Genomic DNA, 26,602 nt, shown 5'->3' on the forward strand with positions numbered 1-26,602 from the left:
TGGGGGTGTTTCAAACTTTGTTTTTTTTGGTTTTTTTTTTTTTTTTTTTGTCATTTTTTTTTTTTGGGGGGGTTTGTGGGGGGGGGGGGGGGGGCCCCCCGGGGCCCCCCCCCCCCCCACCGGCCTGTCCCGGCATGCGGGCGACCTATGGCGCCACGTCCTCCAGCCGCCGCCCGCTCGTCTCCTCCGCCGCCACCCCTGCCGTGACCGCTCCGACCAGGGCGACCGCGGCGAGGGTCACGAAGACGGTGCCGAGGGCGCCGCCCGCGTACACCGCGCCGACGACGATCGGGCCGAGGATGACGCCGAGCCGGTTCACGGCGCCTCCGAGGCTGGTGCCGAGGGCCCGCATCCGGGTCGGGAAGAGTTCGGGCGTGTACAGGTACAGGCAGATGTTGGCGCCGAAGAAGAACACCGCCGACAGGGACGTCCAGATCAGCACGCTGCTCGCCGAGCCGCCGGCGAAGAGGCCGAGGAACAGCAGGCTGAGGGCGGCGCCGCCCAGACACCAGGTGACGGTGTGCCGGCGGCCGACGCGGTCCACCGTCAGGGCGACGGCGAGGCAGCCGAGGAAGCCCGCGCAGGACGTCACGGTCGAGTACAGCAGCGCGTCGGACAGGCTCAGGCGGTAGTCCAAGGCGGCGCAGCAGTCCGGGACGGTCGCGGCGGGTCCGGCCGTGTGACGCCCCTGGGAAGGGCGCGGCCTGTTGGTCAGCCGGCCGTGCCCTCCCCAGCCGTATCGGATTCGACGATCGAGAGCTCCAGCCCGGACAGCAGCCGGGCGAGCTGACGGCGCTCGGTGAGGGTGAGCCCGCCGAGCATCCGCCGTTCGTTCTCCAGGTGCTCCGTGAACACCTCGTCCACCTTCTTCAACCCGGCGTCGGTGAGCCGCGAGTAGACCACGCGGCGGTCCACGGCGTCGCGTTCGCGCACCAGGAGTCCGTCGTTCTCCAGCCGGTCCAGACGCAGTGTCACTCCCGCCGAGGAGATCAGTCCGGAGGCGGCCAGCTGGCCGGCGGTGAGCCGGTAGGGGGCGCCGGCCCGGCGCAGCGCCGTGAGCACGTCGAACCCGGCGACCGACAGGCCGTGCTTCTCGATCTGCGCGGTGAGCCGCGACTGGTACTGCAGGTAGGCGCGGTGCAGCCGGGCGAGCACCTCCAGCGGCGAGGTGTCCAGACCGGGTCGCTCGCGCGCCCAGTCCTCCACGAGCCGCGCCACGGCATCCGGCCGCTTCGCCCTGCGCTGAGCCATTTCGTCCCTTCGCGGATTCCTGTCGGGAAACGCGGGCTCCGTGGCCTCGCGCAATCCCCGGAGAAATCTTAGCCCTGAAGCAACACCGAGCGACATCCACGGTCAGACCCGCAGGCCACCGCCCCCATGGGTTCACCGAATGCGGCGAGGGCTTCGCCCGAACGGGGGCGGCCGCGTCGTCGACGATCTCCCACCCCGACGGTGCGTGTTCCCGGCCACCGCCCGGCCACCGCGCGGGCGCCGGTGCGTCTCGCGGTCACCGGCGGGCGCGGCGTGCACCAGCAGGCTCAGAATGCTCATCGAATTCGAGTCTCCCGTACAACCCTTCGGCCGCGACGGACGTCTCCTGTGGAGGACCGGTGTTCCCCCACAGTTCACCCGACCGTCACTGTCGTTCGATCAGAGGACCTCATGCTCCACACCGCCCCCGGGCTCCGCGTGTTCCGCCAGACCGCCGGCGCCATGGGTGCCGTCGCCCTGATAGCGCTGGGCGCCACACCCGCCGCCGCCGAAGGCCCCACCCCCGGACTGGTGCTGGAGGAGATGACCCCGTACGAAGGGGTGAAGCCGGGCAGCACGCTCAAGGTGCCCGCCCGCTTCACGTACACGGGCTCCGAAGCCCTCGACAAGGTGTGGGTGCGGTACACGGTCAGCCACGGGATGAGCGTGGGGGACGTGCCCTCCAACTGCCGTTCCTGGCAGACCTGGGGCTACGACGAAATCCCCACCGGCGCCACAGCACTCTGCGCGTTCGACCAGACGGTGAAGCCCGGTGTCGTGTACGCACCTCAGGGCGGTCTGCGGGTCGATGTCCTGGACCGAGCGCTCTACGAGAGGCTCGGTGTCGTGGTCACCGACTACGACAACGTTCCGGGGGACGAGGCCAGTTCGGGTCCCGTGCAGGGCACCGGCCCCGCCCTGAAGCTGGCTGAGCAGCCCGACGCCCCCACCACGGAACCCGGTTCCGCGGTGGGCGAGGACGCGAACGTGCAGCAGGTCGCGGTGACCGCGGCGAACACCGCCGACTTCCAGGTGACGGGTGCCGGGCTGAAGGGACGCGTCGGACAGACGGTGGATCTGAAGGTCGGGTTCACCAACGCCGGGCCTGCCTGGGTGAACGAGGACAAGGGCGGCATCCCGTCGACCAAGGTCCTGGTCAAGATGCCCCCCGGCACGACGGTGACGAAGAAGGGCAGCTGCACGAAGGTCGCCTCCGGGGCCTACGAGTGCGGCTTCCGTCAGGTCTGGCTCGACGAGGGCGAAAGCACGTCCTACCCCTTCAAGCTGAGGATCGACAAAGCCGTCGCGGGTGCCAAGGGTTCCGTGACCCTGCCGGACGAGCCCCGGCCGTTCGACCCGGACAAGGCCAACGACAAGGCTGCCATCACGCTCGACGTGACCGGCGCCGGAGCGACCGGTGGTGGCTCGTCCTCCGGCGGCGGCTCCTCGTCCACCGGGGGCAGTGGTTCCACCGGCGGTTCCGGCGCCACGGGAGGATCCGGCACCGACGGGGGCTCCTCCGGCAGCGACGGGGGCTCCTCCGCCACCGGCGGGTCGGCGACCGGTTCCACCGACGCCGGGGTCTCCGGCGACCTCGCCAGCACCGGCTCCGGCTCGGTCCTGCCCATCGCGGGCGCCGCTGCCGCAGCCGTGGGCATCGGCTCGGGCGCCTTCCTGCTGGTGCGCCGACGCCGTACGGCACGCGGATAGCACCCCCGCGGGCGGGCCGGGCTCAGGGCAGTTCGGCCCGCGCGGGAGAGTCGTCGAGGAAACCTCCCGACTGGTGCTGCCACAGCTTGGCGTAGGCACCGTCCAGGGTGAGCAGTTCGTCGTGGGACCCCTGCTCGACGATCTGTCCGCGATCCAGGACGACGAGCCGGTCCATGCCCGCGACCGTGCTGAGCCGGTGCGCCACCACGAGCGCGGTCCGGCCGTCCATGAGCCGCCACAGCGCCTCCTGGACGAGGATCTCGCTCTCGGAGTCCAGGGCACTGGTCGCCTCGTCGAGCAGCAGGATCGGTGCGTCGCGCAGGATCGCCCGGGCGAGGGCGACCCGCTGGCGCTGGCCGCCGGACAGCTTGATGCCGCGCTCGCCCACCATGGTGTCGAAGCCGTGGGGCAGCGCATCGGCGAACTCCGTGACATGCGCCGCCTCCGCCGCGTGGCGGATCTCGGCGTCGGTGGCGTCCGGCCGGGCGAAGGCGATGTTGTCCCGCAGCGTGCGGTGGAACATCGCCGGGTCCTGCGGCACATAGGCCATCAGACCGCGCAGGTCCGCCTGGCGGAGCATGCTGATGTCCTGACCGCCGATCAGGATCCGGCCGCCGTCGATGTCCGTCATGCGCAGCAGCAGCCGGGTCAGCGTGGTCTTGCCGCCGCCGGAGCGGCCCACGAGGCCGATCTTCGCCCCGGCGGGCACGGCCAGTTCGAGGCCCTCGAACAGGGGCCGGCCACCGGCGTGGGCGAACGTGACCTTCTCGAAGCGGACGTCGGCGGGCGCGGGCAGCAGCGGCTCCGGCAACGGCGGATCGAGCACGGTCGGCGGCGTCAGCAGCAGTTCGGTGAACTGTGCGGCCTCCGTCATCGAGCTCTCCAGCCGACGGTAGATCTGATTGAAGTCGAACATGATCCGCGTCGCGTTGTTGTAGTAGGTGAAGGCCACCACGATCGCCTCCACACCGTGCGCGCCCCCGGCCAGCGTGACCGCGAGCAGCAGCCCCAGCGCGTTGGTCAGCACCGACATCGGCGCGACCAGCGTGTCGATGCGCAGATTGCCGTAGTCCCACGCCCGCAGGGTGAGCCGGCGTGACACCGCGACCCGGGAGCGGTGCTCGGCCGCCTCGCGCTCCTCGGCGCCGAACGCGCGCACCGTGTCCATGTTCATCAGGCTGTCGGCCACGTGCCCCGACACCCGGGCGATCGCCTCCTCCCGCTGGTCGACGAGGGCCTGACGGCGCCGGATGAGGGGCACCACACACCCCGCCGTCAGCGCGATCATCGCCAGCAGCCCGACGACGAGCAGCGGTTCGTAGCGCCACAGCACCACCGCGCCGAACACCAGCGGCACGAAGCTGCCCACGATCTGGAACGTCAGCGTGTCGACGAACTGCTCGAAACGCGAGGCGAAGCTCAGCACGCGCTTGGTGAGCGACCCGGCGAAGTTGTCGTGGAAGAACGCGGCGTCCTTCGCGAACAGCTCGTCCATCCCGATCACGTACAGATGCTCGATGCCGAGGGCGTCCAGCCGGTTCAGGCAGTGCAGCGCGACCCGCCACAGCGCCTCGGCCAGCAGCAGCACACCGACGAAGCCGAAGACGTACGGCAGCGTCGAACCGACCGTGACGTCCCCGCCGTCGGCGATGTCGCCGACGAGCTTGGCCACGATCAGCGGCGCGACGTAGTTGATGCCGATGTTGCCCAGCGCCGACAGCACCATCGCGGGAGCCGTCAGCAGGCGGAGCCGGGCCAACTCCCGTCCGTAGTAACGAAGTGCCAGAAGTACCGAGCGCCTGCCCGGCTGAACCTTGTGCGATTCAGGAGTTCCCATTTCGTCCCGAGTGTCCCGTGGCGGCGACCGCGGAGTCCAAGCGTTTTCCGGTCGGTGAGGGGCTCACAGGGGGCGCTCGGTGACCCGCGCCGGAGCGTGCGGTCGCACGGGAATCACGACTTTCCCGTACCACAAGTAACATGATCAACTTTGTCCTCAGGTGGACCTCGCAGTCACCGCGGCACCCGCTCCGCCACCGACCCCCCTTCCGTCGTCAACTTCGAGGACCTCGATGTCGTCTCAGACCGATGCCCTGCAACAGGCACGTGCCGACTACGAACACCACATGCAGACCTGTCGGCAGTGCTACGCCGACTCGGCTGCGTGCGCGGTCGCCAAACACCTGCTGCGCCTGTACAACAACACCCGTAGAAGCGGCGCCCAGCCGGGCGCGAGAGGCCGCTGACCCGTCACCCATGGAGGACCGCGTGCGACGCCTGCCCCGCTCCCCGTCCGGCTGGACCATGGCGGTGTTCGGCGTCCTCGCCGCCGTCATGGGCGCGGTGGGGCTCCTGGCCCCCGACGTGCTGCTCACGGTCATGGGCTTCGCCCCTGGGACGGGTTCCCGGCGCGCGGAGGGAGACCACACCCTGGTCTTCCTGACCGCTTCATCCATGGCGGCGCTCAACATGGGCGTCTACTACGTGCTGGCCGCGCTCTCAGACTGGAAGGCGTTCTTCCGCTGGACGGTCCCCTTCCGCCTGCTGACCTGCACGGTCTTCACGCTGGCGGTGATCACCGGCCGTGCCCCCGCCGGTTTCCTGGGCGTGGGCCTGTGGGAGGGGATCGGCGCGGTGGTCACGGGCGCGGCCCTGCGCCTGGAGAGCCGGCGCGCAGCGGGCTCCGGCCAGGTCGAGGTCGGGGTCAGCTGAGCACCGTCTCCCAGGTGTCGACGGCGTAGTGCACGGCCATGCCGTGCCGGGCGTACAGCGCGGGCGCCCCCGTGGGGTTGGCGGTGTCCACGCCCAGCCCCACCGTGTCCCGCCCTCGCGCCGCGAACGCGGCGAACGCGTGCCGCAGCAGCAGACCGCCGAGACCGGAGCCGCGTGCCTCGCTCAGCACGCCGATGCTCCGGATCCAGCCCATCGCCTCACGGTCGTCGCGCGCGAGCAGGAAGCCGACGTCCCCCAGATCCTCCGTACCGGCGATCCACACCAGCGACCAGTCGAGCCCCTCGGCGTCGACGTCGTGCAGCCACTGGTCGTAGCTGCGCGGCTGGAAGTCGAAGTGCTCGGCGAAGCTCGACTGGTACAGCGCGTGGACGCGGGCACGGTCCGCCTCATCGGCGCACGCCCGCAGCCGTATGCCGGTCGGGAGTTCCGGTACGAGGTCCACGGCGGCGTCAACGGGCCGTTGCAGCACGTGATAGCGCCGTACGACGCACCAGCCCCGTCGCTCGATCAGTTCCGTGTCGAGCGTGGGCTCGGTGTTGAGGTGCAGATGCACCACCGCCCTCGCCGCTCCGTTCGCACGGGCCTTCTCCAGGGCACGCGCCTCCAGCCGGTCCAGGATGAGTTCACCGGCCTGCTGGTGGTCGGGCAGCACATAGTGGTCGACGTCGACGCGCTCACTGGCCGATTCGTCCCACAGCAGGCCGTACGCGACCAGCCGGTCGCCGTCGAAGGCCAGCCAAGAGTCGCTTTCCAGAACCACGTCGGGCCGCTTCAGGTCGGCCTCGACGGTGTGCAGGTCGGTCTCGGGCCTGCCTATCTCGATGCGGTCGACTTCGTTGAGCAGTTCGGTGATGGCGGCCGCGTCGGTGAGGCCGGCCGGCCGAAGGGCATAGGGCATGGGCCAAGGGTCGGGGGAGGGGAGGCCGGCCGCAACGGATTTTCGGTGACCGCCCGCCCTCCCCGCCACTGACCCGAGGCCGATCAGCAGGTCGCGGTTGCGGGCAGGTCCCCGTACTCGTTGCCCTTGAGGTAGACCGCGCTCACGTAGCCCTCGACGAGCTTGACCCACACGTTGTTGGTGTAGCCGTTGTCGCGGATGGTCTCGCCGCGCACCCAGCAGTACGCGCCGCGCGGCTGGTTCGCCGCGACACTGCCGACCTTGTCGTACGAACGCGCAGGTCCGGAGCGGACGTTGACGGTCTCGTACGGTACGACGGCGTAGGGCGCGGCCATGATGCGGGCCCCGCCTGCGTCCTCGTCGGATGCCGCCACGGCGGTCGCGGCGGTGAGCGGCCCGAGCAGGGCCAGCGCACCGGCGCCGACGAGCGCGGCCCGGGCGAGGATACGAGTGGACATGATGTGTTCCCCCTGTTTCGACGGTCACGTGCCCGGCACTCGGCCGGTGCTCGGAACTCTAGGGAGACGCGAGGATCCACGGACCCTGAGATGTGTCAGGTACCGCGGACGGTCGGGGCCGGCGGCAACCGAGAGCGCCACGAACTCGTCTTCGGGATCATGGTCACCACAAGCATCGCCGGCACCCTGACGGCATCCTTGCGCCAGCTGCTCGATTTCGCCTGGATACAGACACGGTCCTGCGCCTTCGCCATCGCCCTGATGTCCGGCGTGGCCGCCTCCGCCCTGCTGCCCGGCCTTCCCGTGGCCCGCTACGACCTGCTCGTCGTCTACGGCGTGCTGCTGACGCTGTTGTTCTGGCTGCGCGGCTGGGAGAACGGGCGGGACGTCGCCGTCATCGCCGTCTGCCACGTCATCGGCCTGGCCTTCGAGCTGGTGAAGGTGTCCCTCGGCTCGTGGAGCTACCCGGAGCCCGCCGTACTGAAATTCGCGGGCGTCCCGCTGTACGGAGGTTTCCTGTACGCCGCGGTCGGCAGCTATGTCTGCCGCGCCTGGCACCTGTTCGACCTGGAGCTGGTCCGGTACCGCCCGCGGGCGACGGCCGTGGTCGCCGCGGCCATCTACGTCAACTTCTTCAGCCACCACTGGCTCCCCGACGCCCGCTGGCTCCTCGCCGCCCTGCTGCTGGCCGTCACCGCGGGCACCTCGGTCCGCTACACGGTGCGCACCACCCGCCGCCGGATGCCCCTGGCGCTTTCCTTCGTCCTGATCGGCTTCTTCCTGTGGGTCGCGGAGAACCTCGCCACCTACCTGGGCGCGTGGCGCTACCCCTACCAACTCGACGGCTGGCAGCCCGTGGGAGTGGAGAAGTTCGGCGCCTGGGCCCTGCTGATCAGTGTGACGTTCGTCCTCGCGGCGGTGACCCGGTCGCACCGTCGGCCTGCATCAGCTTGCGAGTGAAGCGATGCAGGTGGGGGTCCATCGAGTCGAGCGACTCGGCGAGCACCTGCTCGCGAGTCAGCCGGATCGCCGTGAACTCCTCCTCGTCGTAAGAGGTGAGGGTTCGCGCGTCCGCGGTGATGACGTACCAGAGCGAGTCGTCGGTGTGTTCCCCCTGGTTTTGTAGGCGAGAGTGGGCAACGTTTATCGACGGTTTCGGGCAGCACTTAGCGATCACAGGGCTCGAGATTGTCGATGAGAACTGGCAACGTTCTGCCGCCGTCCAGTGATTGCCCGTCGGGCCAGTAGGAGTGGAGCGCCGCGCTCCAAGTCGTGCATCTTGATCGTCTTTTGAGCGGCGCCTAGGCTCCCATGCTCATGGAGATGGGGGAGCCGGACTACGGTCGCAGGCCGTGGCGCGACCGGCTGGTCAGGCATCGTGCGATCGGGGGCCTGCTGGCCGGGGCAGCGGGGCTGGCCGTTCTGGGCGCGGTGCTCGTCGTCCTGCCGGGTGTGGTGGTCGACCACGATCTCGCCGGGGCGAGCGTCGCTGCACAGGACCGGTTGAAAGCGGTGAACGACGTCCGCACGACACTCCTGCAGGCCGTGGGCGGCATGGTCGTGTTGTTCGGCGCGTACGCCACCTGGCGGCAACTACGCGTCAGCCAGGACAGCTTGCGCGCCACCCAGGAAGGCTATGTCACCGACCGGTTCAGCACGGCCGTCGATCAGCTCGGCAGTGACAAGCTGGAAACACGCATTGGCGGGCTCCACGCGCTGTGGCGGATCGCGGAGCACTCCGCCCGCGACCGCGAGGCCGTCATCTCCATCCAGGCTGCTTACCTGCGCACACACCTGCCCTGGCCGCCCGCCGGACCGGAAGCTCCAGCGAGGGACGTCCCGATCAATGACGTCGTGCCCCTGGAGGTCCGTGCAGCCGACGCCCAGGTGGCGCTGACCGGGCTCGGCGTGTTGCTGCTGCAACCCCGGGAGCTGTCCTGGGTCAACCTCAGCGTCACGGACCTGCGCCGGGCCGACTGCGACGGGCTGTGGCTGCATGAGGTCAACCTCGACCGGTCCTGTATGGAGGCGGCGGGCCTGTACCACGCCAACCTGACGCAGGCGTCTCTCGTCTCGGTCAACCTGCGGCACGCCGACCTCAAGACGGCGATCCTGCGCCGGGCCCGCTGCGTTCTGGCTGACCTGCGGGGCGCCCGGCTGGTCGAAACGGACTTGCGTGACGCGGACTTCACCGAGGCCGACCTGCGCGAGGCGAACCTGCGCAAGGCCGACGCAGGTGGCGCTGTCTTCCGCCGCGCCGACCTGCGCCTGGCCGACTTGCGTGGCTCCGACTTGAGCACGGCCGACCTTATCCAGGCACGTCTGACCGGCGCGGTGGCCAGCGAGCACACTCGCTGGCCAGCTGGTTTCGACCACGCGGCGGCCGGCGTCGTTGTTACCGAGGATCCCGGCCCCGAACCTCCGCCACTGCTTCAGCCCTCAGGGATAACGACTCAGCACCCGCCCCTGCAGTCCATGCCGTGACCGGGAGTCCCGGGTGAAGACCGTTGCGTGCGGGAGGACCTGGCCGCCTTGACTCCTCCTCTGCGGCGTCAATGGGTCAGCTCGTGGCAGGGTCCTGCCCGGCGACTCGGGCCCTGGTGCTCGCGAGCCGGTAGGACTCGGTGCCGGTCTCGATGATGTTGCCGCCGAAGGTGAGCCGGTCCACGATGGCCGCGCAAAGCCGCGGGTCGGTGAAGGTCTTTGTCCAGCCTCCAAGCGATGCGTTCGAGGCGATGGCGACGCTGTTCTTCTCCTCACGCTCAGTCAGAACCTGGAACAGCAACTCGGCTCCGCGGCAGTCCAGTTCCATGTATCCGAGCTCGTCGATCGCGAGGAGGTCCACGCGGCCGTAGCGGGCGATGGTCTTGGTCAGCACCTTCTCGTCCGCGGCCTCGACCAGCTCGTTGACCAGCTTGGTGGCGAGTGTGTAGCGGACCCGGTAGCCCGCCATGGCGGCCTCGGTGCCCAGGGCGATCAGCAGGTGCGACTGCCGGTGCCGGAGTCGCCGATCAGGCAGAGCGGCAGTCCCTTCTTGACCCAGTCGCAGGTGGTGCGGGTGTGGATGACGGCCGGGTCGATGTGGGGTTGGCCTCGAAATCGAAGCCCCGCAGGGTTTTCTCCCGCGGGAAGGCGGCGGCTTTGATCCGTCGTTCGGAGCGTCGGCGGGCCCTGTCGTCGCACTCGGCCATCAGCAGTTCGGCGAGGAACCCGCGATACGACATCTGATCCCGGGCGGCGGCTTCGGCCAGGTCAGGGAACTGAGCCCGGATGGTCGGCAGCCGCAGCATGCGGCATGCCTGGTCGACGGCCGCGTCAGCGGCCTGCTCGGTCAGCCCGCGATGGCGTTGGAACGTCACGGCGTCACTCTCCCTGGATGGCGGGGCGGTCGGTCGACAGCCTGGCTTTCAGCAGCTGGTCGTAGGCCGCCACCGAAGGGGGCGGCCGGTTATCGGGCGGCAGATGGGCCAGCCGCCGATGGGTCAGGAACGTCACCGTCGCCCGGTCTGACGGGGCGGGGGCGGGTGGCTCGTCCACGTCGTCGGCCTCGGCCGCCTTTCGCGCCTCCAGCGCGACCGCGTCCGCGGTCAAGGCGCCGGCCCGCAGGGCGGTGGCGAGCCCGGCGACCAAGTGCTCGTGGGTCAAGTGGCGGTCCATCAGGAGCACCTCGATCAGCGCCCGGGTGCCGTCCCTGTCCCCGTGGGCCTTGCAGGCCGCGGCCCACCCGGCGTCATGCACCGGCGTGAACTTGCCCGCGGATTTCGCCTGTTCGAGCGCGGTCGTGCCCGGGAAGGCGCCGGGCTTTTTGACCAGGGCCTCCAGGTAGTGGTCCAGCAGGAGGCGGGCCTGACCCTTGGCGATGAGGCGCTCGTGCCGGGCGGCGGGTCCTCACCCGGCTCGACGTGCCCGCCCGGGGGCAGCCACAGGCCGGCTTTGCGGTGCGCGACCAGCCCCGCGCTGCATCTCGCATCGAGCGCGCGACCGGAGCCGAACACGGCGGGGGCTTCGCCACAGCCCCCGCCGCCTACCGCCAACCGCTCGTCGTCACTCGCCCTTCGGCCCCGCCTGCTGCACGACCTCGAAGGACCACAGCGTGGACCCGCTGGCCGCCGGCTTCGGGCGCTCGGCGCCTTCCTGGCCGCCGCCCTGGTGGGCCGACTTCATGGGGCCCTCCATCCAGGCCTGGAAGGACTCCTCGTCGCGCCAGCGCGTGTACACGAGGTAGGTGTCGGTGCCCTCGACCGGCCGGAGGAGCTCGAACCATTCGAACCCGTCCGAGTTCTCCACGGCGTGGGCACGGGAGGCGAAGCGCTTCTCCAGCGTCTCGCGCTGCTCGGCGGGCACGGTCAGTACGTTGATCTTGACTACGCTCATGGTCCTCATCCTGCCGCACGGCCGCCGGCAGCGGCGCGGCGGCTCGTGCTTCACAGGTGTGGCGCCACGAATCAGGTCCGGTGGATCAGGTCCGGTGCATCAGGCCGTGTGCAGGGTCAGCCCGTACCGGCCGAGTATCTCGTTCACCGGCTGGAACCAGGTCTCCCCGCCGCCGGAGCAGTTGCCCCAGCCGCCCGAGGTGACCCCTTGGGCCTGGTCACCGCTGATGAAGGAGCCTCCGGAGTCGCCGCCCTCGGCGCAGACGCTGGTCTTCGTCATCTGGTGCACCGCGCCCTGGCTGTAGTTGACCGTCTCGTTCTTGGCCAGCACGGCTCCGCAGTGCCAGTGCGTCGTGGAGCCGGAGCGGCATATGGACGTGCCGACGGGTGCCTCGGCCGAGCCGCGCACGAGCCGGTCCGGGACCGTGCCCCAGCCGAGGACCACCGGCACGGTCCACCAGCCGCTGCCGACGCTCACCCAGGCGTAGTCGTTGCCCGGGAACGAGGAGCCCTGGAACGTTCCGATGTGGCTGCCGTCCCAGCCCCGGACACTCGCTCCCTGTCCACCGCAGTGCCCGGCCGTGACGAAGCCGCCGTGCACCGAGAAGCCTATGGAGCAGCGGACGTTGCCGGTGTAGTAGGGATCGCCGCCGACCGTTCCGGCCGCGAAGGTGCGCGGGGCCGCCGCGACCGTGTCCACGGTGACGGGTCCGGCCGCACGGGCACGGGAGACGAAGTCGCGGACATCGTTGTCCGACCGCTGGTCGCGGACGACCTTCACGACGACCGTGTTGGCCACCGGATCGACGTGCCAACTGCTCACCCCGGACGGTGCCGGGAGGCGGTCGATGCGTGCCTTGGCCGCGTCGAGGTCGCGCGCACTGTGCGTGACGGTGCGCACCGTCACGCCGGCGGCGCGGACCGCCCGTACGGTCGCGGGCGCGGCGTCCGACGTGACGGCTACGGTGAGCCGCTCGCTCCTCGCGTCGAACCACGAGCCGCCGTAGGCGGACCCGGCGGCCTTGCGGGCCTTCGGTGCGACGTCCATGGCGGTGCGTTCCGCGGCCAGACGCGCCTCGGCCCGCTCCTTCGACAGGCCGAGGTCGCGCTGCATCGCCTGCAGCAGTGCGGGGGAGGCCGGTTCGGCATCCGCCACCGTGGGGGAGTCGTCCGCCGTGGCCTGCGCGGTTCCGCCCGCGGTCCAGCTGCCGAGGACCAGGAGCGCGGCGAGGCCGGCGTACGTGAGTCTGATGCGTCTCAAGGGAGTTGCCCTTCGTCGTTCCAACAAGGTGGGGTGGAACAACCGCAATCTGAGAGCGCTCTCATTCAGGGTTGGGCAGAGCCTAGCCCTGACGACGCATCAGGTCCATACCAGCGACCGGGTTCGAATGGGGGCCGGCGGCCCGGATGCCTCAGCCGAGGTTTCCGGTCCGCGCGTCCTGCCACAGGTCGACGCCGCCGTCGGTGGCGTACTTGTCGATCTCGGCCAGTTCCTCGTCGCTGAAGTCGAGGTTCTCCAGCGCGGCCACGTTCTGCTCCAGCTGCTCGGTGCGCGAGGCGCCGATGACCAGCGAGGTCACCCGCGGGTCGCGCAGGGCCCAGGCGAGCGCCATCTGGGCGAGGCTCTGGCCGCGGCGCGCCGCGATGTCGTTCAGCGCACGCAGCCTGCCCAGCATGTCCTCCGACAGCCACGTCTCGTCGAACGACTTGCCCTGCGTGGCACGCGAGTCGGCGGGGACGCCGTCGAGGTAGCGCCCGGTCAGCAGCCCCTGCGCGAGCGCGGTGAAGCCGATGACGCCGAAGCCCTCCTGCCCGGCGGCCTCCAGCAGGCCCTCGTTCTCGATCCAGCGGTTGAGCATGCTGTACGACGGCTGGTGGATGAGCAGCGGTGTGCCCAGCTCCCGGAGGATGGCGGCCGCCTCCCGGGAACGCTCGGCGTCGTAGGAGGAGATGCCGACGTACAGGGCCTTGCCCTGACGGACGGCCGTGTCGAGCGCCCCCATCGTCTCCTCCAGCGGCGTGCTCGCGTCGAGCCGGTGGGAGTAGAAGATGTCGACGTACTCCAGCCCCGTCCGCCGCAGCGACTGGTCGAGCGAGGCGAGCACGTACTTGCGCGAGCCGCCGCCCTGGCCGTACGGACCGGGCCACATGTCCCAGCCGGCCTTGGTGGAGACCACCAGCTCGTCCCGGTACGGCGCGAGGTCCTGCTTCATCAGCCGGCCGAAGTTGATCTCGGCGGAGCCGTACGGCGGACCGTAGTTGTTGGCGAGGTCGTGGTGGGTGATGCCGAGGTCGAAGGCGCGCAGGGCGATCTCGCGCTGGGCCTCGAAGGGCCGGTCGTCACCGAAGTTGTGCCAGTACCCCAGGGACAGCACGGGAAGGTCGAGTCCTGAGCGTCCGGTGTGCCGGTATCGCATGGTGCCGTTGTACCGCTCGGGATCCGCGACGTGGTTCATCGAGTGTTCTCCGCAGGGTCGGGGTGGTTCGGTCCAGGTGAGGACGTGTTCACTGTGCTCCTGCCTGATTCTGACGTCCAACGCATCCTTTTCATCGGATTCAGCGATGCCGTTTCTGAATGGCGCTCCGACCTCACGTGCGGGCCCGGCCCACGGTCGTCGTCGGCACGTTGTAGCCCTCCAGCCGTACGGCCGGCCTGCCGGAGGCGAGGGAAGCGGCCGGCCAGGACAGCGTGACGGTGCGGGACTCGCCGGGGAGCAGCCAGAGGTAGTTGTCGCCGTACAGCGTGGGCAGGACCCGGTGACCGGACCCGGCGTCGAGCAGGGAGAGCCGCACCATCGCCGCGACCGTCGTGCCGCGATTGCGTATGCGGGCGGTGAGGCCGTGGCGGTCGCCCGAGTGGTCCGTGTCGGTGATCTCCACCGACACCCTCGTCCGCGCGACCTGGTTCAGGGCGCGCATGTCGCCGGCCTCGCGGTACCGCCAGTAGGTGTTCTCGGCCAGCAGCTCCCCGCGCGCGTCCACCAGGCGCAGCCGCAGCAGATGGAGGCCGGGCTGGTCGTCCGCACGGCTCGCGGTGAACGCCGGCGCGGTCGACGAGGCGGCGACGTCCACGGTCGCGCGCTGCTCGGCGCCGAGACGACGTCCGGAGAGGTCGTAGCGGCGCGCCGAGAGCGTCGCACCCGAGATACGGCGCGGGGTGTGGTTGACCGCGATCACCTCCCCGCTCACCGGATCGGCCTGCACATGCACGGCCTCGCTCGCCTTGCGGACCCCGTAGTAGGCACCGTTGACGTCGAAGTCGTAGTCGTACGTCTGCCACACCGTGCTGTACCAGGCGGGATGGGACATCCACAGCATCAGCCCGCTCGCGTCGTCCCACAGCCGGCCGTTCCACGCCTCGAACATGGCCCGGAAGTTCTCGTAGTTGACGAACTGCGCCTTGCGGCAGAAGTCGTCGAGGTCCTTCGCCTCGCCGAGCCTCGCCTCGATGGCCGCCCGGTAGTTCTGCGGTGCCTGGTTTCCGCGGGTGCTCCAGTCGTGGTAGTACCAGGCGCCCTTGACGGGCCACTCCGGCTCGTCGCCCACGAGCCGGCGCATGGTCTGCGCGGTCGGCAGCACCGGCATGCCGATCTCGGTGTGGAAGCCGAAGCTGCCGCTGCCGTAGGTGGTCGCGGAGGAGTAGCGCTGCGGTTCGACCCAGCCGTACGGGCCGCCGCCGGAGACGATGCCGCCCGCCGAGTTGTTCTGGTACAGCAGGTCGGGCGCCTCCGCGCGGACCGCGGCGCGCATGCCGTCGTCGACCGGGCCGGGAGGGTTGCCCTCGTTGGCGCCGCACCACACGACGATGCTGGGGTGGTTGCGGTAGCGGCGCACGGTGTCCTGCGCCAGGCTCAGGAAGGCCTCGTGGTCGGGCGGGTCCATGGCCCAGGCGTTGGGGAAGTCGTTCCAGACCAGCAGGCCGTGCTCGTCGCAACTGGCGTAGAACTCCTCGCGGTTGCTGGACCCGAGCCAGTTCCTGATCATGGTGAAGTTCATGTCGCGGTGCATCCGCACGGCCGCGTCCATCCGCTCGGCGGGCATCCGCCGCAGCAGCTCGTCCCAGCCCCAGTTGCCGCCCCGGCAGAACACCCGTACTCCGTTGACGCTGATCTTGAGCGGCACGGTCGAGTTGTCGACGGACTTCACGTCCGTCCAGTCCTCGCCGTCGTCGGACACCTGGACGGTGTACTTCTTCGCGTACGCCTGCTCCCACAGGATGACCACGCGGTCGAACGTCACCCGCTCGCCCAGGTCGACCTGGATCGACTGCTCGTCCTCGTACGCCGAGGACCAGCGGGTGCCCGGATCGCCGTCCACGGCGTTGGCCGCTCTGCCCCCCACGCCCTCCTCCGAGGACGCGGTGGCCGCCTTGCGCAGCGCCAGGTCAGTGCCGGGGGAGGAGCTGTTCACGACCGACAGGTTCCACATCGACGCGCCCCAGCTCGTCGCCCGGCTGTGGCACAGCACCCGGACGTGGCGCGCGATCCGCGCCTCGAACTCCACGTTCTGAAGGGCCGCCGCGCCCGCGGTGCGGAAGGGGAGCGGAGCAGCGGTGTTGTCGACGGCCGAGGCATCCCGCCAGTCGGTGCCGTCGTCGGAGACCTGGACGGTGTACGTCTTCGCGTACGCCTGCTCCCATGTGACGACCACGCGGTCGAAGGACACGGCGGCCCCGAGGTCCACCTCGATCCACTGCTCGTCCTCGAACTCGGACGACCAGCGCGTCTTCGGATCGCCGTCCGTCACGTTCCCGGGCCGATGGGCAGGGTCGTCCACGGACGACGACGTAGCAGGCTTGTGCAGGGCCAGGTCGGTGCCGGGCGACGTGCTGTCCACGACCGACAGGTTCCACATCGACGCGCCCCACTCGGTGGCCCGGGTGTGGCACAGGATCCGCACGTGACGTGCCTTCTGCCGGGCGAAGTCGACGGTCTGTGCGTAGGCGTCGCCGCCGGACTGGAAGGTGAGCGGGACGTCGTACTCGTAGCCGAACTGGCGGATGCCGAACCGGGTCGTGCGCCGGTCACTGACCTCGCCCGCGACCGAGGCGGTGAGGGTCAGGCGGTGCAGGGCGGGCTCACCGTAGCCGTTGGGCCACCACAACTTCGGCTTGCGGACGCGCAGTTGCGGGTGATCGGCCGGGCTGAAGGTGACGTCGGCAGTCTCGCCCGCGGGAACCGTGACCGTCCGGGTCAGCCGTACGTCGTCGAAGGCGGCGGAGACGGTGACGCTCCGGGCGGCGGAGTCCGCGTTGCGCACCGGGACCACCACGGTCAGCTCGGCCGTGCCGGTGTCGGGCAGGTCGGGCAGCCGGGTGTCCACGCGCGGGTCGCCGATGACGGCCGCTCCCGTCGAGCGGAGCCGGACGTGGTTCCAGATCCCGGCGGCCCGGTCGCGCACCGCCGGCATCCAGTCCCAGCCCGAAGCGGCCAGATACGTCGGCGAGTTGCGGTTCATCATGTTCGCCCCGGCGTCCACGAACGCCAGACCGGCCGGACCCTTGTCGCCGGGGCTGCCCGGGTACGGCATGGGCTTGATCCGCACGGCCAGGGCGTGATCACCGCCGCCGGTCAGGAACTTCGTGACGTCAAAGGCGGCGCGCGCGAAGGGGAACACGACGGTGCCGAGCCGGCTGCCGTCGAGCCACACCTCGGCCTCGTGGTTGACGCCGTCGAACTCCAGCCAGACGCGGCGCCCGATGCCGGTGCGCAGTCCCTTGGGCAGGCGGAACTCACGTCTGTACCACCAGGCGTGCCGGGAGAGAGCCTCCGGTACGTGGAGGTTGTTGAACCCGGCGACCGGGTCGGGCAGATGTCCCTGGTCCACCAGGGAGGACAGCACGGTGCCGGGCACGGTGGCCGGCAGCCAGCGGCTGGTGTCCACCGACGGCTCCGACAGGTCGGTGCCCTCCCCGCCGGCCCAGTCGTCCATCGTCAGGTCCCAGCCGGACTCCAGCGGTACGGTGCCGTCCGCGGCGACCTTCAGCGCCTCAGGCGTGCGGTGCCGGACGCCCCAGTCCGTCCAGCCGGTGGCGTCCGGGCGGCGCTCGCCGCACGTGCCGTACACCTGGAGGCCGTTGAGGCCCAGAGGGTTGGCGTTGGAGCGCTTGTGGACGGTCATGCGCACCCACCGCGCGCTGACCGGCCGGGGCAGCGCGATCTCCACGACGCCGCCCCGGCCGGACTCGGTGCGGTACACGGACGTCCACGAGTCGCGGTCGCGCGAGGTCTCGATCACGAAGCCGACCGCGCAGCTGGACAGGATCTCCTGTCCGGTGGTGTTGTCCCGCGGATTGCCCCCGGGCGCGTCGACGTAGGGCGGATCGTCCACCGTCGCCTCGAAGGTGAGCCGCATCGACTCCACCTCGCACAGCGCCTGGAGATCGACGCAGATCCACTGCGGGTCACCGCCTGCGGCACGCCAGCCCGTCCCACGCACCCCCACGCCGTCGAGGCCGTCCACCGCGAACTCGGCCGGCGTGGGGGCATAGTCGGTGGAGGAGACCGACACCGGTCGGTACGCGGCGAGTTCGCCTCGGGTGGGAGCTTGGCGCGGTTGGCCGGTTCCGGCCGCGGCGGCGCCGGGCGGCAGGCTCATGCCGATCCCGAAGCCCGCGAGGAGGGTGGACCCGGCGGTGAGTACGGCACGGCGGGACGGCACAGAAGGCTGATCCGGCATGGGACAAGGGCTCCGATCAGGGATGTCCGGTGAACGAGGCGACCTGTAAGCAGGGTTGTGACAACGTTGTCGAGCGGCGGCTGACAACGTTGCCAAACCCTGCACCGCGGGCGTGAGCCCGTCAAGACTTCCAGCACGGCCGAATCCGTGTTTCTTTAAATTAGTAATTAATATTGACAGGGTTCCGGCCGCGCGCCACAGTCATCGCCGTGACGCCGACGGCCCCGGCCTCCGGCGCGGCCCGCGTCACACCTCCTCCTGTTTCCCAACCTCCGGGAGAGGCACGTGACTTCACTCGCTCTCGCGACCGCGATCTCCGTGGTCCTGACCGCGTCGGCGGCCCCCACCGCCACCGCGCACACCACCGTGGACCAGGGCGCGCCCGACTACTACGACAGCGGTCTCGCCCCCACGCCGTACATGGGCTGGAACACCTACTACGGGCTCGGCGCGCCCACCGAGAAGGAGGTCCGGGCCGTCGCCGACAAGCTCGTCAGCAGCGGGCTGCGCGACAGCGGCTACGACATCGTGTGGCTGGACGGCGGCTGGCAGGCCGACAACCCCCGTGACGCGCAGGGGCGGTTGACGGCCCACCCCGACCGCTTCCCGTCCGGCATCCCGGCCCTGGTCTCCTACCTCCACCGGCGCGGACTGAAAGCGGGCATCTACACCGACGCCGGCGCCTACGACGGCGGCAAGACCTGCGGGCTCGGCAGCCGCGGCCACTACGACCAGGACGCACGGCAGTTCGCCGACTGGAAGGTCGACGCGATCAAGGTCGACTTCCTGTGCGGAATCGGCGCGAAGCTCGATCCCGGGCCCGCGTTCAAGGAGTTCAGCGACGCCGTCGCCAAGTCCGGCCGCAGGATGCTGCTCAACCTGTGCAACCCGCTCACCGACGACTGGGGCCTGCCGCACACGCCCGAGCAGGACGCGCACAACACCTACGCCTACGCCCCGACCATCGCGGACTCCTGGCGCACCGGGACCGACATCGCCTGGGGCACGCCGAGCCCGGGCCAGTGGCCCAACGTGCTGCGCAACATGGACGCCAACGCCTGGCACCCCGAGGCTCAGGGGCCCGGTCACTACAACGACCCCGACTACCTCATCCCGATGCGTCGCATGAGCGACGGGTCGTACGAGCTGACGCAGGAGGAGTCCACCACCCAGTTCGTGATGTGGGCCGAGATGGGCTCGCCGCTCGTCCTCGGCTCCGACCCGCGCACGCTGTCCGAGTCGATGATCAAGACCCTGCGCAACCCCGAGATCATCGCCGTGAACCAGGACCCGCTCGCCGTACAGGGCGTCCGCGTGGCCACCGACTCCGTGGGCGACGTCTACAGCAAGGTCCTCTCGGGGCACGGCCGGCGCGCGGTCGTTCTCCTCAACCGCTCCGACCAGCCGGTCCAGCGCACCGTGAACTTCGCCGACGCGGCGCTGGGCGGCGCGGTCGAGGTACGTGACCTGCGGGCGCGCGCCGATCGCGGCACGCACACCGGGTCGTACACCGTCGAGGTCCCCGCCCACGGCACCGCGTTCCTGAAGCTGACCGGGGAGGACGACCTGCCAGGCACCGGCCTGGGCGAGAAGGCCACCGCGAGCCCTGCCGTGGTGCGCGACGGCCACACGCTGACCACTTTCTACCGCGGACCGCGCGGGAACCTCGTGCAGCACACGGCGTCCACGAACGGCGACGGCCCAGCGCGTACGAGGGACCTCGGAGGCCCGGCCGGGGCCGGGATCCTCGGTCAGCCCGCCGCCTACGCGTCCTCCGGCGGCCGTATCGACGTGTTCGTGCGCGGCGCCGACTCCCGTGTGTACCGCCGGGTGTTCGCCGACGGGCGCTGGGTCGGCTGGCAGAGCCTGGGCGGACGGGTGACCGACGCGCCGTCGGTGGCGTTCACCGACCCCGCGCACTGGACGCTCGTCGCGCGCGGCGCGGACGGGCGGATCGTGCAACGAGGGCCGTCCTCCGGCTGGTCGTCGCTCGGTGCGCCGGGCGACCGGCCGACATACGGCAGGCCGTCCGCCGTCGTCGACGCGCGGGGGCGGGTCCATGTCGCCGTGCGGACCTCGGCGGACGACGTGTGGACACGGGTGCGGGACGCCTCGGGGGAGTGGTCGCAGTGGAGCTCGCTCGGCGGGACCGTGAGCGGCAGTCCGACGCTCGTCGCCGTGGGGGATGCCGTGGTGCTGTACGCGCGGGCCGGTGACTACACGCTCTGGCAGCGCCGCTACGACGGTGCCGCGTGGCAGGACTGGTCGAAGCGGGAGGAGTTCCCCGGCGCGGCCTTCGAGGGCTCGCTCGGGGCGGTCGCGGGGGAGGGCGGCGCGGTCGACGCCGTGTTCCGCGGGGTCGACGGGTACGTCCACCGGACCCAGTTCAAATAAATTAGTAATTAATCTTGACGTGGTGGAAGCGCCACGCGAACCTGGATCCGCCGCGCGGACCCACAGGGAGCCCTCCATGACCAACCCCCAGCCCAGCCCACGGCGCTTCCTCGCCGGACTCGGCGCCGCCGGGACGGCCTCGCTGCTCAGCGGCTGTGTCACGTCCACCTCCTCCTCGAAGTCCTCGTCCACGGGCGCGGTCACCCTCCAGTCCAACCTGTCCGCACCGCAGGCCAAGGCGGCGATGGAGGACATCGTCGCCGCCTACGGCAAGAAGGACGCCGGGAGCGTCAGCCTGAACACGGTCGCCGCGGAGACGTTCCGCACGCAGTTGCCGACGTATCTGACCTCCGCCAACCCGCCGGACGTCTACACCTGGTACCCGGGCTCGGTGGCGGACGCCTACGCGAAGAAGGACCTGCTGCTCGACCTGGGCGAACTCTGGGACTCGCCCGACCTGGGGCGCTACTCCAAGGCACTGAACTCGCTGTGCACCGCCGGCTCCGGCAAGAAGGTCTTCGTGCCCACCACCTACTACTGGTGGGGCATGTTCTACCGGAAGTCCAACTTCGCCAAGTGGGGCGTGAGCGAGCCGAAGACCTGGGACGACTTCCTCGACCTGTGCGACAAGCTCAAGAGCCAGGGCGTCGCCCCGATCGGGCTGGGTGCCGGCGGCAACACCGCCTGGGTGGCCTCCGCCTGGTTCGACTACCTCGACATCCGCATCAACGGAGCCGAGTACCACCGCCAACTGCTCGCCGGACAGCACCGGTTCGACGACCCCGAGGTCCGCAAGGTCTTCGACCGCTGGCAGGAAGTGCTGCCGTACTTCGACCCGAACGGCACGGCCGGCGCCTTCCAGGACGCCACGACCGCCCTGCTGAACGGCCGCAGCGGCATGATGCTGATCGGCACCTTCTTCGCCGACGCGGCACCCAAGGACGCCCTCGACGACATCGACTTCTTCCGCTTCCCGGTCATCGACGCGAAGGTCCCGCTCGCCGAAGAGGCCCCCACCGACGGCTACTTCGCCAGCGCCCGCACCGGCCGCCGCGACGGGGTGCTCGACCTGCTCGGCTACCTCGCCACGGCCGAGGCGCAGGAGATCTACATCAAGGGATCGTCCGGCACGGCCCTGCCCTGCCACCCCGACGCCGCCGACGCCGGCACCGCGCTGGTGAAGAAGGGCCGTAAGCACATAGAGGAGGCGGCCGAGATCACCCAGTTCTTCAACCGCGACTCCAGCGACGCCCTCCAGCCCACCGCCGACACCGCACTGACCAAGTTCCTCGCCAGGCCCAAGGAGATCGGGAGCATCCTCACCGACTGGCAGCGTGAAGCCTCGAAGATCTGGAACGCCTGACATGGCCGTCCTGACCGCCCCCCACCGCAAGCTCCCGGTCCCGGCGCCGTCCCGTGGCGGCCGGGGCCGGGGACCGAGGCGCACATCCCCCATGGTGGTCGCCTTCGTCCTCGTCCCGCTGCTCGCCGAGGCGGTGTGGGTGTTCTGGCCCGCACTGCAGGGCTTCTACCTCGCCCTGACCAGCTGGGACGGCGTGTCGGCGCCGAAGTTCGTCGGCCTGGACAACTTCCGGGAGATGGCGGGCGACGACGTCTTCCGCGGCGCGGTCGGGCACACCGTGCTGTGGCTGGTGCTGTTCGGCGGCCTCTCCGCCCTGCTGGGACTCGCCGCCGCCCTGCTGCTCCAGCAGGAGCGGCGCGGCATCGGCTTCTACCGCGCAGCCCTCTTCCTGCCCGTCGTGTTCTCCCTGGTCGCCACCGCCCTGGTCTGGCAGGCCATCTACCAGCCCGACGGCGTACTCAACCAACTCCTCGAGTCAGTGGGCCTCGGCAGCCTGCGGCACGCCTGGCTCGCCGACCAGGACACCGCGCTGTACGCGGTCATCGTGCCCGCACTGTGGCGGCAGATCGGCTACGTGATGGTCCTCTACCTCGCCGGGCTCAAGGGCATCGACCCGGCGCTGTACGAGGCCGCCAAGGTCGACGGCGCGAGCGCCTGGCAGCGCCTCCGGCATGTCACCCTGCCCCAACTGCGCAGCGTCAACGCGGTCGTCGTGTCCGTCATCATCATCGACTCGCTGCGCTCCTTCGACGTCGTGTGGTCGCTGACCCGTGGCGGCCCCTACCACTCGTCCGAACTGCTGAGCACCTACATGTACTCGACCGCCTTCCAGTCCCTGCGCCTCGGATACGGCTCCGCCCTGGCCGTCGTCATCTTCCTGCTGGCGTTCGGCGTCATCGCCTCCTACCTCGTGCGCGCATTCCGGGAGGCCGACTGATGGCGACCACCCGTACCGACGCCACCCGTACCTCGCCCACGCGCACCTCCGCCGGGTCCGCGGCGCTGCGCCGCCGCCGTACCGCCACCGCCGGATTTCACCTCGGCGCCGGTGCGCTCGCGGTGCTGTGGCTGCTGCCCATCGCCCTGGTCCTGGTGACCAGCCTGCGCTCCTTCGACGACATCGCCGCGCACGGCCTGGGCAGTTGGCCCCACTCCTTCACTCTCGACAACTTCCGGCTTGCCTGGGTCGACGGCGGCCAGCAACGCGCCCTGATCAACAGCCTGCTCGTGACCGTCCCGTGCGTCCTGGTGACCCTGGCCCTGGCGGCCATGGCCGCGTTCGCCCTCAGCCGCTACGAACTGCCCCTGCGCCGCTCCCTGTTGCTTCTCATGCTCGGCGGCAACCTGCTCCCGCCGCAGATCCTGCTCATCCCGGTGTCCAAGCTGAGCGAGCTGATGGGTGTCCACGACACCCTGACCGCGCTCATCGGCGTGCAGATCGGCTTCGGTGTCGGCTTCTACGTCTTCGTCCTGCACGGCTTCATGCGGGCGATACCGGCCGAGATCCAGCAGGCCGCGGTCGTCGACGGCGCCGGCCCCTGGCAGATCTTCTGGCGGATCATCCTCCCGCTGACCCGGCCCGCCCTCGCCGCGCTGAGCGCCCTGTCGTTCACGTGGATCTTCAACGACCTGCTGTGGGCCATCACCGTGCTGCGCAGCGACACCAAGATGCCGATCACCGCCGCCCTCATCGGACTCCAGGGCCAATACGTGTCGATGTGGAACGTGATCGCGGCCGGCTCCGTCATCGCCGCCGCGCCCACGGTCGCCGTGTTCCTGCGGTTCCAGCGGCACTTCGTGGCCGGACTCAACCTGGGAGCGGTGAAGTGACCTCGCACCGGCGCTGGACCCTGCGCACCGAGCACACCAGCTACACCGTCCGCATCTCTGCGCAGGGCCCGTGGGCCGAACTCGACGCCTGGGGCCCGCTCGGCGTCGAGCACGGCCCTTCCGCCCTCGACCGGTCCCGGCGTACCCACTTCATCACGCCCGCCGACGCGGCCCCCGCCGAGTATCTGCCGCACGGACTACGGCCGTTCACCGGCGCCGACCTCATCGCGGCACGCCCGGGCGAGGAGCGAGGCGTGTGGTGGGACTTCGAGGGAGCGGAGGAAGGGGAGGGGTCGCTGCGGCTCGCCTTCACCGACGAGGCGCTCGGCCTGCGCACCGTCCTGTGCTACGAGACCGTGCCGGGCACGGACGTGATCCTCCGCTGGACCGAGCACACCGGCAGGGAGGAACTGCGACTGGAGCGGTTCGACTCCGCAGCCGTGAACATCCCGGTGACGGACGCGGCCCGGCTCACCTACCTCACCGGCCAGTGGTCGCAGGAGTTCCAGCGCACCCAACTCGACCTGCCCAGAGGGACGTTCACCATGGGCAGCCTCCAGGGCGCGCCCGGACACGCGTACGCGCCCTCGCTCGCCGTGCAGGACGGGGACGCGCAGGCCACGTACGGCATCGCGCTCGAATGGCCGGGCAACTGGCACATCACCGCCGAGGCCGAACCGGGCGGTTCGGTGCGTGTGCGCGCCGGGCGGGTCCCCCACGAAGGCGCGATCCTCCTCGCGCCCGGAGACACCCTCGTCACTCCCCGGCTCGCCTGCGCCTTCAGCCCCGACGGACTTGACGGGTTGTCCCGCATCTGGCACCGCTACGAACGCCACCTCGCGGGCGACCGGCTGCACCGCCCCCGCAAGGTCCTCTACAACTCCTGGGAGGCCACCGGCTTCGACGTCGACGCCGCCGGACAGCTCGAGCTGGCGAAGGCGGCGGCGGACATCGGGGCCGAACTGTTCGTCGTCGACGACGGGTGGTTCACCGGCCGCAGCGACGACACCGGCGGGCTCGGCGACTGGTACCCGGACCCGGCCGCCTTCCCGCAGGGCTTCGACGGGTTCGTCGACGAGGTGCGCGGCCTGGGCCTCGACTTCGGCCTGTGGGTCGAGCCCGAGGCGGTCAGCCCCGGCAGCCGCCTGCACACCGAACACCCCGACTGGCTCTACCGCATCGACGGCCGGCCGACCCGCCTGATCCGCAACCAACTCCTGCTCGACCTGGGCCGCACCGACGTCCAGGACTTCGTGATCGGCACCCTGGACCGGCTCCTGGGCACGTACGACATCAGTTATCTGAAGTGGGACACGAACCGCCCGCCCACCGAACGCGGCCGCCCCGGCGCCGGGCCCGCCGACCGCCTCGACCTGGACGCCGAGCACGTCCACGGCTACCTGCGCGTCCTCGACCACCTGCGCACCACCCACCCTCACGTCACCGTCGAGGGCTGCGCGGGCGGCGGCGCCCGCGTCGAACACGCCACCCTGGCCCGCACCGACGTCGTCTGGCCCAGCGACAACACCGCCCCGCTGGACCGGCTCTCCATCCAGTACGGCTTCCTGCACGCCCACGCCCCGCACGTCATGGGCTCCTGGGTCACCGACGCGCCCGGCGTCTTCGACCCGCGCCCGCGCAGCCTCGCCTTCCGCTTCGTGAACGCCATGTGCGGGGTCCTGGGCATCGGCGCTGACCTGCGCGCATGGACGAGCGAGCAGCGGGCCGAGGCGGCGCGGTGGATCGCCCGCTACAAGGATCTGCGCGAGGTCGTCCACCACGGTGAGGCCCGGCTGCTCGGCTCTCCGGCCGACACCACCTGCGGGGTGCAGTACGACGCGGGGGAGCGCACGGTCGTCGCCGCGCTCAGCACGGGGCGGCTCGACGGTTCGCCCCTCGTACCCGGCCGCCCCGACCGGCTCCGGCTGCGGGCACTGGAGCCGACGGCACGCTATCGGGACACCGCCACCCGGACGACGTACAGCGGCGCCCATCTGCTGCACTACGGGCTGCCCTTCGCCTGGAGTGCCGAGCACGACGCGGACCTCGTGGTACTGACACGTCAGTGAGCCGCATATGTTTCCCGCACGGCCTGTCCCCGCTCACGGAGCACGCGCGACACGCTCACGAAGGAGTCGACCCACGATGGACCGCTTCACCGGCCGCACGGCCGTCGTCACCGGTGCGGCCTCCGGAATCGGCGCCGCCACCGCCGCACGCCTCGCGGCTGAGGGAGCCGCCGTCGTCCTCGCCGACGTGTCGCAGGAACGCGGCACGGCGGTCGCCGAACGGATCACGAAGGACGGCGGCAGGGCCCGGTTCGTGCGGGCCGACGTGGCGGCGGAGGACGACTGGCAGCGGATCGTGGCCGCCGCCCACGGCTTCGGACCCGTGGACGTGCTCGTCACCAACGCCTACACCGTCGACGTCGTCCCGGCCCACGAGATGACCCTGGAGTCCTGGCAGCGGCAGCTCTCCGTCAATCTCACCGCGAGCTTCCTCGGCTTCCGGGCGGTGCTGCCCGATCTGCGGGCCCGGCGCGGGGCGGCCGTGCTGACCTCGTCCGTGCACGCCCGCGTGGGCATTCCCGGCCACCCCGCCTACGCCGCGTCCAAAGGCGCGCTGCTGTCCCTGTGCGGTCAGCTCGCCGTCGAGTACGGGCCCGACGTCCGCGTCAACGCCGTCCTGCCGGGTCCCATCCTGACCGCGGCCTGGGACCGGGTGCCGCCCGAGGACCGCGAGCGCAGCGTCGCCGAGACGGCCGCCCGACGCTTCGGCACCCCCGAGGAGGTGGCCGCCGCCATCGCCTTCCTGAGCGCCGACGAAGCCGCCTACATCACCGGCACGAGCCTCGTCGTGGACGGCGGCTGGAGCGTCGTGAAGGCGTCCGCATGACCGCCGCCGTCCCCACTCCCCA

Annotated in this window: 21 protein-coding genes and 1 pseudogene; 11 read left to right on the forward strand and 11 right to left on the reverse strand. The window is 70.6% G+C overall.

Annotated elements, in window-relative coordinates; all coding sequences use genetic code 11:
* Nucleotides 1–145: 145 nt before the first annotated feature.
* Both ACFY5C_RS31890 and ACFY5C_RS31895 read right to left on the reverse strand, forming a co-directional pair.
* Nucleotides 146–637: an MFS transporter gene (locus ACFY5C_RS31890; RefSeq protein WP_389450731.1), complete on the reverse strand. Its 492-nt coding sequence runs from the start codon at nt 635–637 to the stop codon at nt 146–148.
* A 74-nt stretch (nt 638–711) separates the two neighbouring features.
* The gene (locus ACFY5C_RS31895; RefSeq protein WP_389450734.1) at nt 712–1,251 is read right to left on the reverse strand and encodes a MarR family winged helix-turn-helix transcriptional regulator; all 540 of its coding nucleotides are present in this window, start codon (nt 1,249–1,251) and stop codon (nt 712–714) included.
* A gap of 411 nt (nt 1,252–1,662) precedes the next feature.
* Here ACFY5C_RS31895 and ACFY5C_RS31900 point away from each other — a divergent pair, with 411 nt between their 5' ends.
* Nucleotides 1,663–2,961 carry a hypothetical protein gene (locus ACFY5C_RS31900; protein WP_389450737.1) on the forward strand — a complete coding sequence of 433 codons (1,299 nt, stop codon included), beginning with the start codon at nt 1,663–1,665 and terminating at the stop codon, nt 2,959–2,961.
* Between the two features lie 22 nt (nt 2,962–2,983).
* Here the strand turns inward: ACFY5C_RS31900 and ACFY5C_RS31905 are convergent, their stop codons facing one another.
* Nucleotides 2,984–4,798, reverse strand: coding sequence for an ABC transporter ATP-binding protein (locus ACFY5C_RS31905; RefSeq protein WP_389450739.1), 1,815 nt, complete (start codon nt 4,796–4,798; stop codon nt 2,984–2,986).
* Nucleotides 4,799–5,030: 232 nt separating this feature from the next.
* Between ACFY5C_RS31905 and ACFY5C_RS31910 the strand changes: the two genes are divergently transcribed.
* Nucleotides 5,031–5,204 (forward strand): hypothetical protein, encoded by a 174-nt coding sequence (locus tag ACFY5C_RS31910; RefSeq protein WP_328877322.1) that lies wholly within the window; start codon nt 5,031–5,033, stop codon nt 5,202–5,204.
* A 58-nt stretch (nt 5,205–5,262) separates the two neighbouring features.
* A complete protein-coding gene (locus tag ACFY5C_RS31915) occupies nt 5,263–5,670 on the forward strand; it encodes a hypothetical protein (protein WP_389451181.1) in 408 nt (135 codons plus the stop codon).
* Here ACFY5C_RS31915 and ACFY5C_RS31920 read toward each other — a convergent pair.
* Nucleotides 5,663–6,589, reverse strand: a complete 927-nt coding sequence (locus ACFY5C_RS31920) for a GNAT family N-acetyltransferase (RefSeq protein ID WP_389450742.1) — start codon at nt 6,587–6,589, stop codon at nt 5,663–5,665. The two genes, ACFY5C_RS31915 and ACFY5C_RS31920, sit on opposite strands and share 8 nt — an antisense overlap.
* 83 nt (nt 6,590–6,672) lie before the next feature.
* Nucleotides 6,673–7,047 (reverse strand): SH3 domain-containing protein, encoded by a 375-nt coding sequence (locus ACFY5C_RS31925; RefSeq protein WP_389450745.1) that lies wholly within the window; start codon nt 7,045–7,047, stop codon nt 6,673–6,675.
* Nucleotides 7,048–7,206: 159 nt separating this feature from the next.
* On the opposite strand from ACFY5C_RS31925, the gene ACFY5C_RS31930 reads away from it, so the two are divergent.
* Together ACFY5C_RS31930 and ACFY5C_RS31935 are read left to right on the forward strand one after the other, a co-directional pair.
* On the forward strand, nt 7,207–8,007 hold the full coding sequence (locus tag ACFY5C_RS31930; protein ID WP_328877319.1) for a DUF817 domain-containing protein: 801 nt from the start codon (nt 7,207–7,209) through the stop codon (nt 8,005–8,007).
* A 357-nt stretch (nt 8,008–8,364) separates the two neighbouring features.
* Entirely contained in the window at nt 8,365–9,531 is a 1,167-nt protein-coding gene (locus ACFY5C_RS31935) for a pentapeptide repeat-containing protein (RefSeq protein WP_389451184.1), read from the forward strand.
* Nucleotides 9,532–9,607: 76 nt separating this feature from the next.
* Here the strand turns inward: ACFY5C_RS31935 and istB are convergent.
* The 6 genes and pseudogenes from istB to ACFY5C_RS31965 form a co-directional block, all read right to left on the reverse strand.
* Nucleotides 9,608–10,406 (reverse strand): annotated as a pseudogene (istB, locus tag ACFY5C_RS31940) (IS21-like element helper ATPase IstB).
* A 4-nt stretch (nt 10,407–10,410) separates the two neighbouring features.
* Nucleotides 10,411–10,785 (reverse strand): hypothetical protein, encoded by a 375-nt coding sequence (locus ACFY5C_RS31945; protein WP_389450748.1) that lies wholly within the window; start codon nt 10,783–10,785, stop codon nt 10,411–10,413.
* Nucleotides 10,786–11,091: 306 nt separating this feature from the next.
* Complete coding sequence (locus ACFY5C_RS31950; protein ID WP_328419826.1) at nt 11,092–11,421, reverse strand: antibiotic biosynthesis monooxygenase; 330 nt, start codon at nt 11,419–11,421, stop codon at nt 11,092–11,094.
* Between the two features lie 99 nt (nt 11,422–11,520).
* The gene (locus tag ACFY5C_RS31955; protein WP_389450751.1) at nt 11,521–12,681 is read right to left on the reverse strand and encodes a S1 family peptidase; all 1,161 of its coding nucleotides are present in this window, start codon (nt 12,679–12,681) and stop codon (nt 11,521–11,523) included.
* 151 nt (nt 12,682–12,832) lie between these two features.
* A complete protein-coding gene (gene mgrA, locus ACFY5C_RS31960; RefSeq protein WP_389450754.1) occupies nt 12,833–13,876 on the reverse strand; it encodes an L-glyceraldehyde 3-phosphate reductase in 1,044 nt (347 codons plus the stop codon).
* 133 nt (nt 13,877–14,009) lie between these two features.
* The gene (locus tag ACFY5C_RS31965) at nt 14,010–18,098 is read right to left on the reverse strand and encodes a discoidin domain-containing protein (protein WP_389450757.1); all 4,089 of its coding nucleotides are present in this window, start codon (nt 18,096–18,098) and stop codon (nt 14,010–14,012) included.
* A gap of 285 nt (nt 18,099–18,383) precedes the next feature.
* On the opposite strand from ACFY5C_RS31965, the gene ACFY5C_RS31970 reads away from it, so the two are divergent.
* The 6 genes from ACFY5C_RS31970 (at nt 18,384) to ACFY5C_RS31995 (ending at nt 26,580) form a co-directional block, all read left to right on the forward strand.
* A complete protein-coding gene (locus ACFY5C_RS31970) occupies nt 18,384–20,492 on the forward strand; it encodes a glycoside hydrolase family 27 protein (RefSeq protein WP_389450760.1) in 2,109 nt (702 codons plus the stop codon).
* 76 nt (nt 20,493–20,568) lie between these two features.
* Nucleotides 20,569–21,855 (forward strand): ABC transporter substrate-binding protein, encoded by a 1,287-nt coding sequence (locus tag ACFY5C_RS31975; protein WP_389450763.1) that lies wholly within the window; start codon nt 20,569–20,571, stop codon nt 21,853–21,855.
* 1 nt (nt 21,856) lies between these two features.
* The gene (locus ACFY5C_RS31980; RefSeq protein WP_389450766.1) at nt 21,857–22,792 is read left to right on the forward strand and encodes a carbohydrate ABC transporter permease; all 936 of its coding nucleotides are present in this window, start codon (nt 21,857–21,859) and stop codon (nt 22,790–22,792) included.
* Nucleotides 22,792–23,685, forward strand: coding sequence for a carbohydrate ABC transporter permease (locus ACFY5C_RS31985; RefSeq protein WP_389450768.1), 894 nt, complete (start codon nt 22,792–22,794; stop codon nt 23,683–23,685). Before ACFY5C_RS31980 ends, ACFY5C_RS31985 begins: the two co-directional genes overlap by 1 nt.
* A complete protein-coding gene (locus tag ACFY5C_RS31990) occupies nt 23,682–25,754 on the forward strand; it encodes an alpha-galactosidase (protein ID WP_389450771.1) in 2,073 nt (690 codons plus the stop codon). The genes ACFY5C_RS31985 and ACFY5C_RS31990 overlap by 4 nt, the downstream gene beginning before the upstream one ends.
* A 76-nt stretch (nt 25,755–25,830) precedes the next feature.
* Nucleotides 25,831–26,580, forward strand: a complete 750-nt coding sequence (locus ACFY5C_RS31995; protein WP_389450774.1) for an SDR family NAD(P)-dependent oxidoreductase — start codon at nt 25,831–25,833, stop codon at nt 26,578–26,580.
* Nucleotides 26,581–26,602: the final 22 nt, after the last annotated feature.

Origin of the sequence: Streptomyces sp. NPDC012935 (assembly GCF_042900345.1) — a bacterium.
GTDB lineage: Bacteria > Actinomycetota > Actinomycetes > Streptomycetales > Streptomycetaceae > Streptomyces.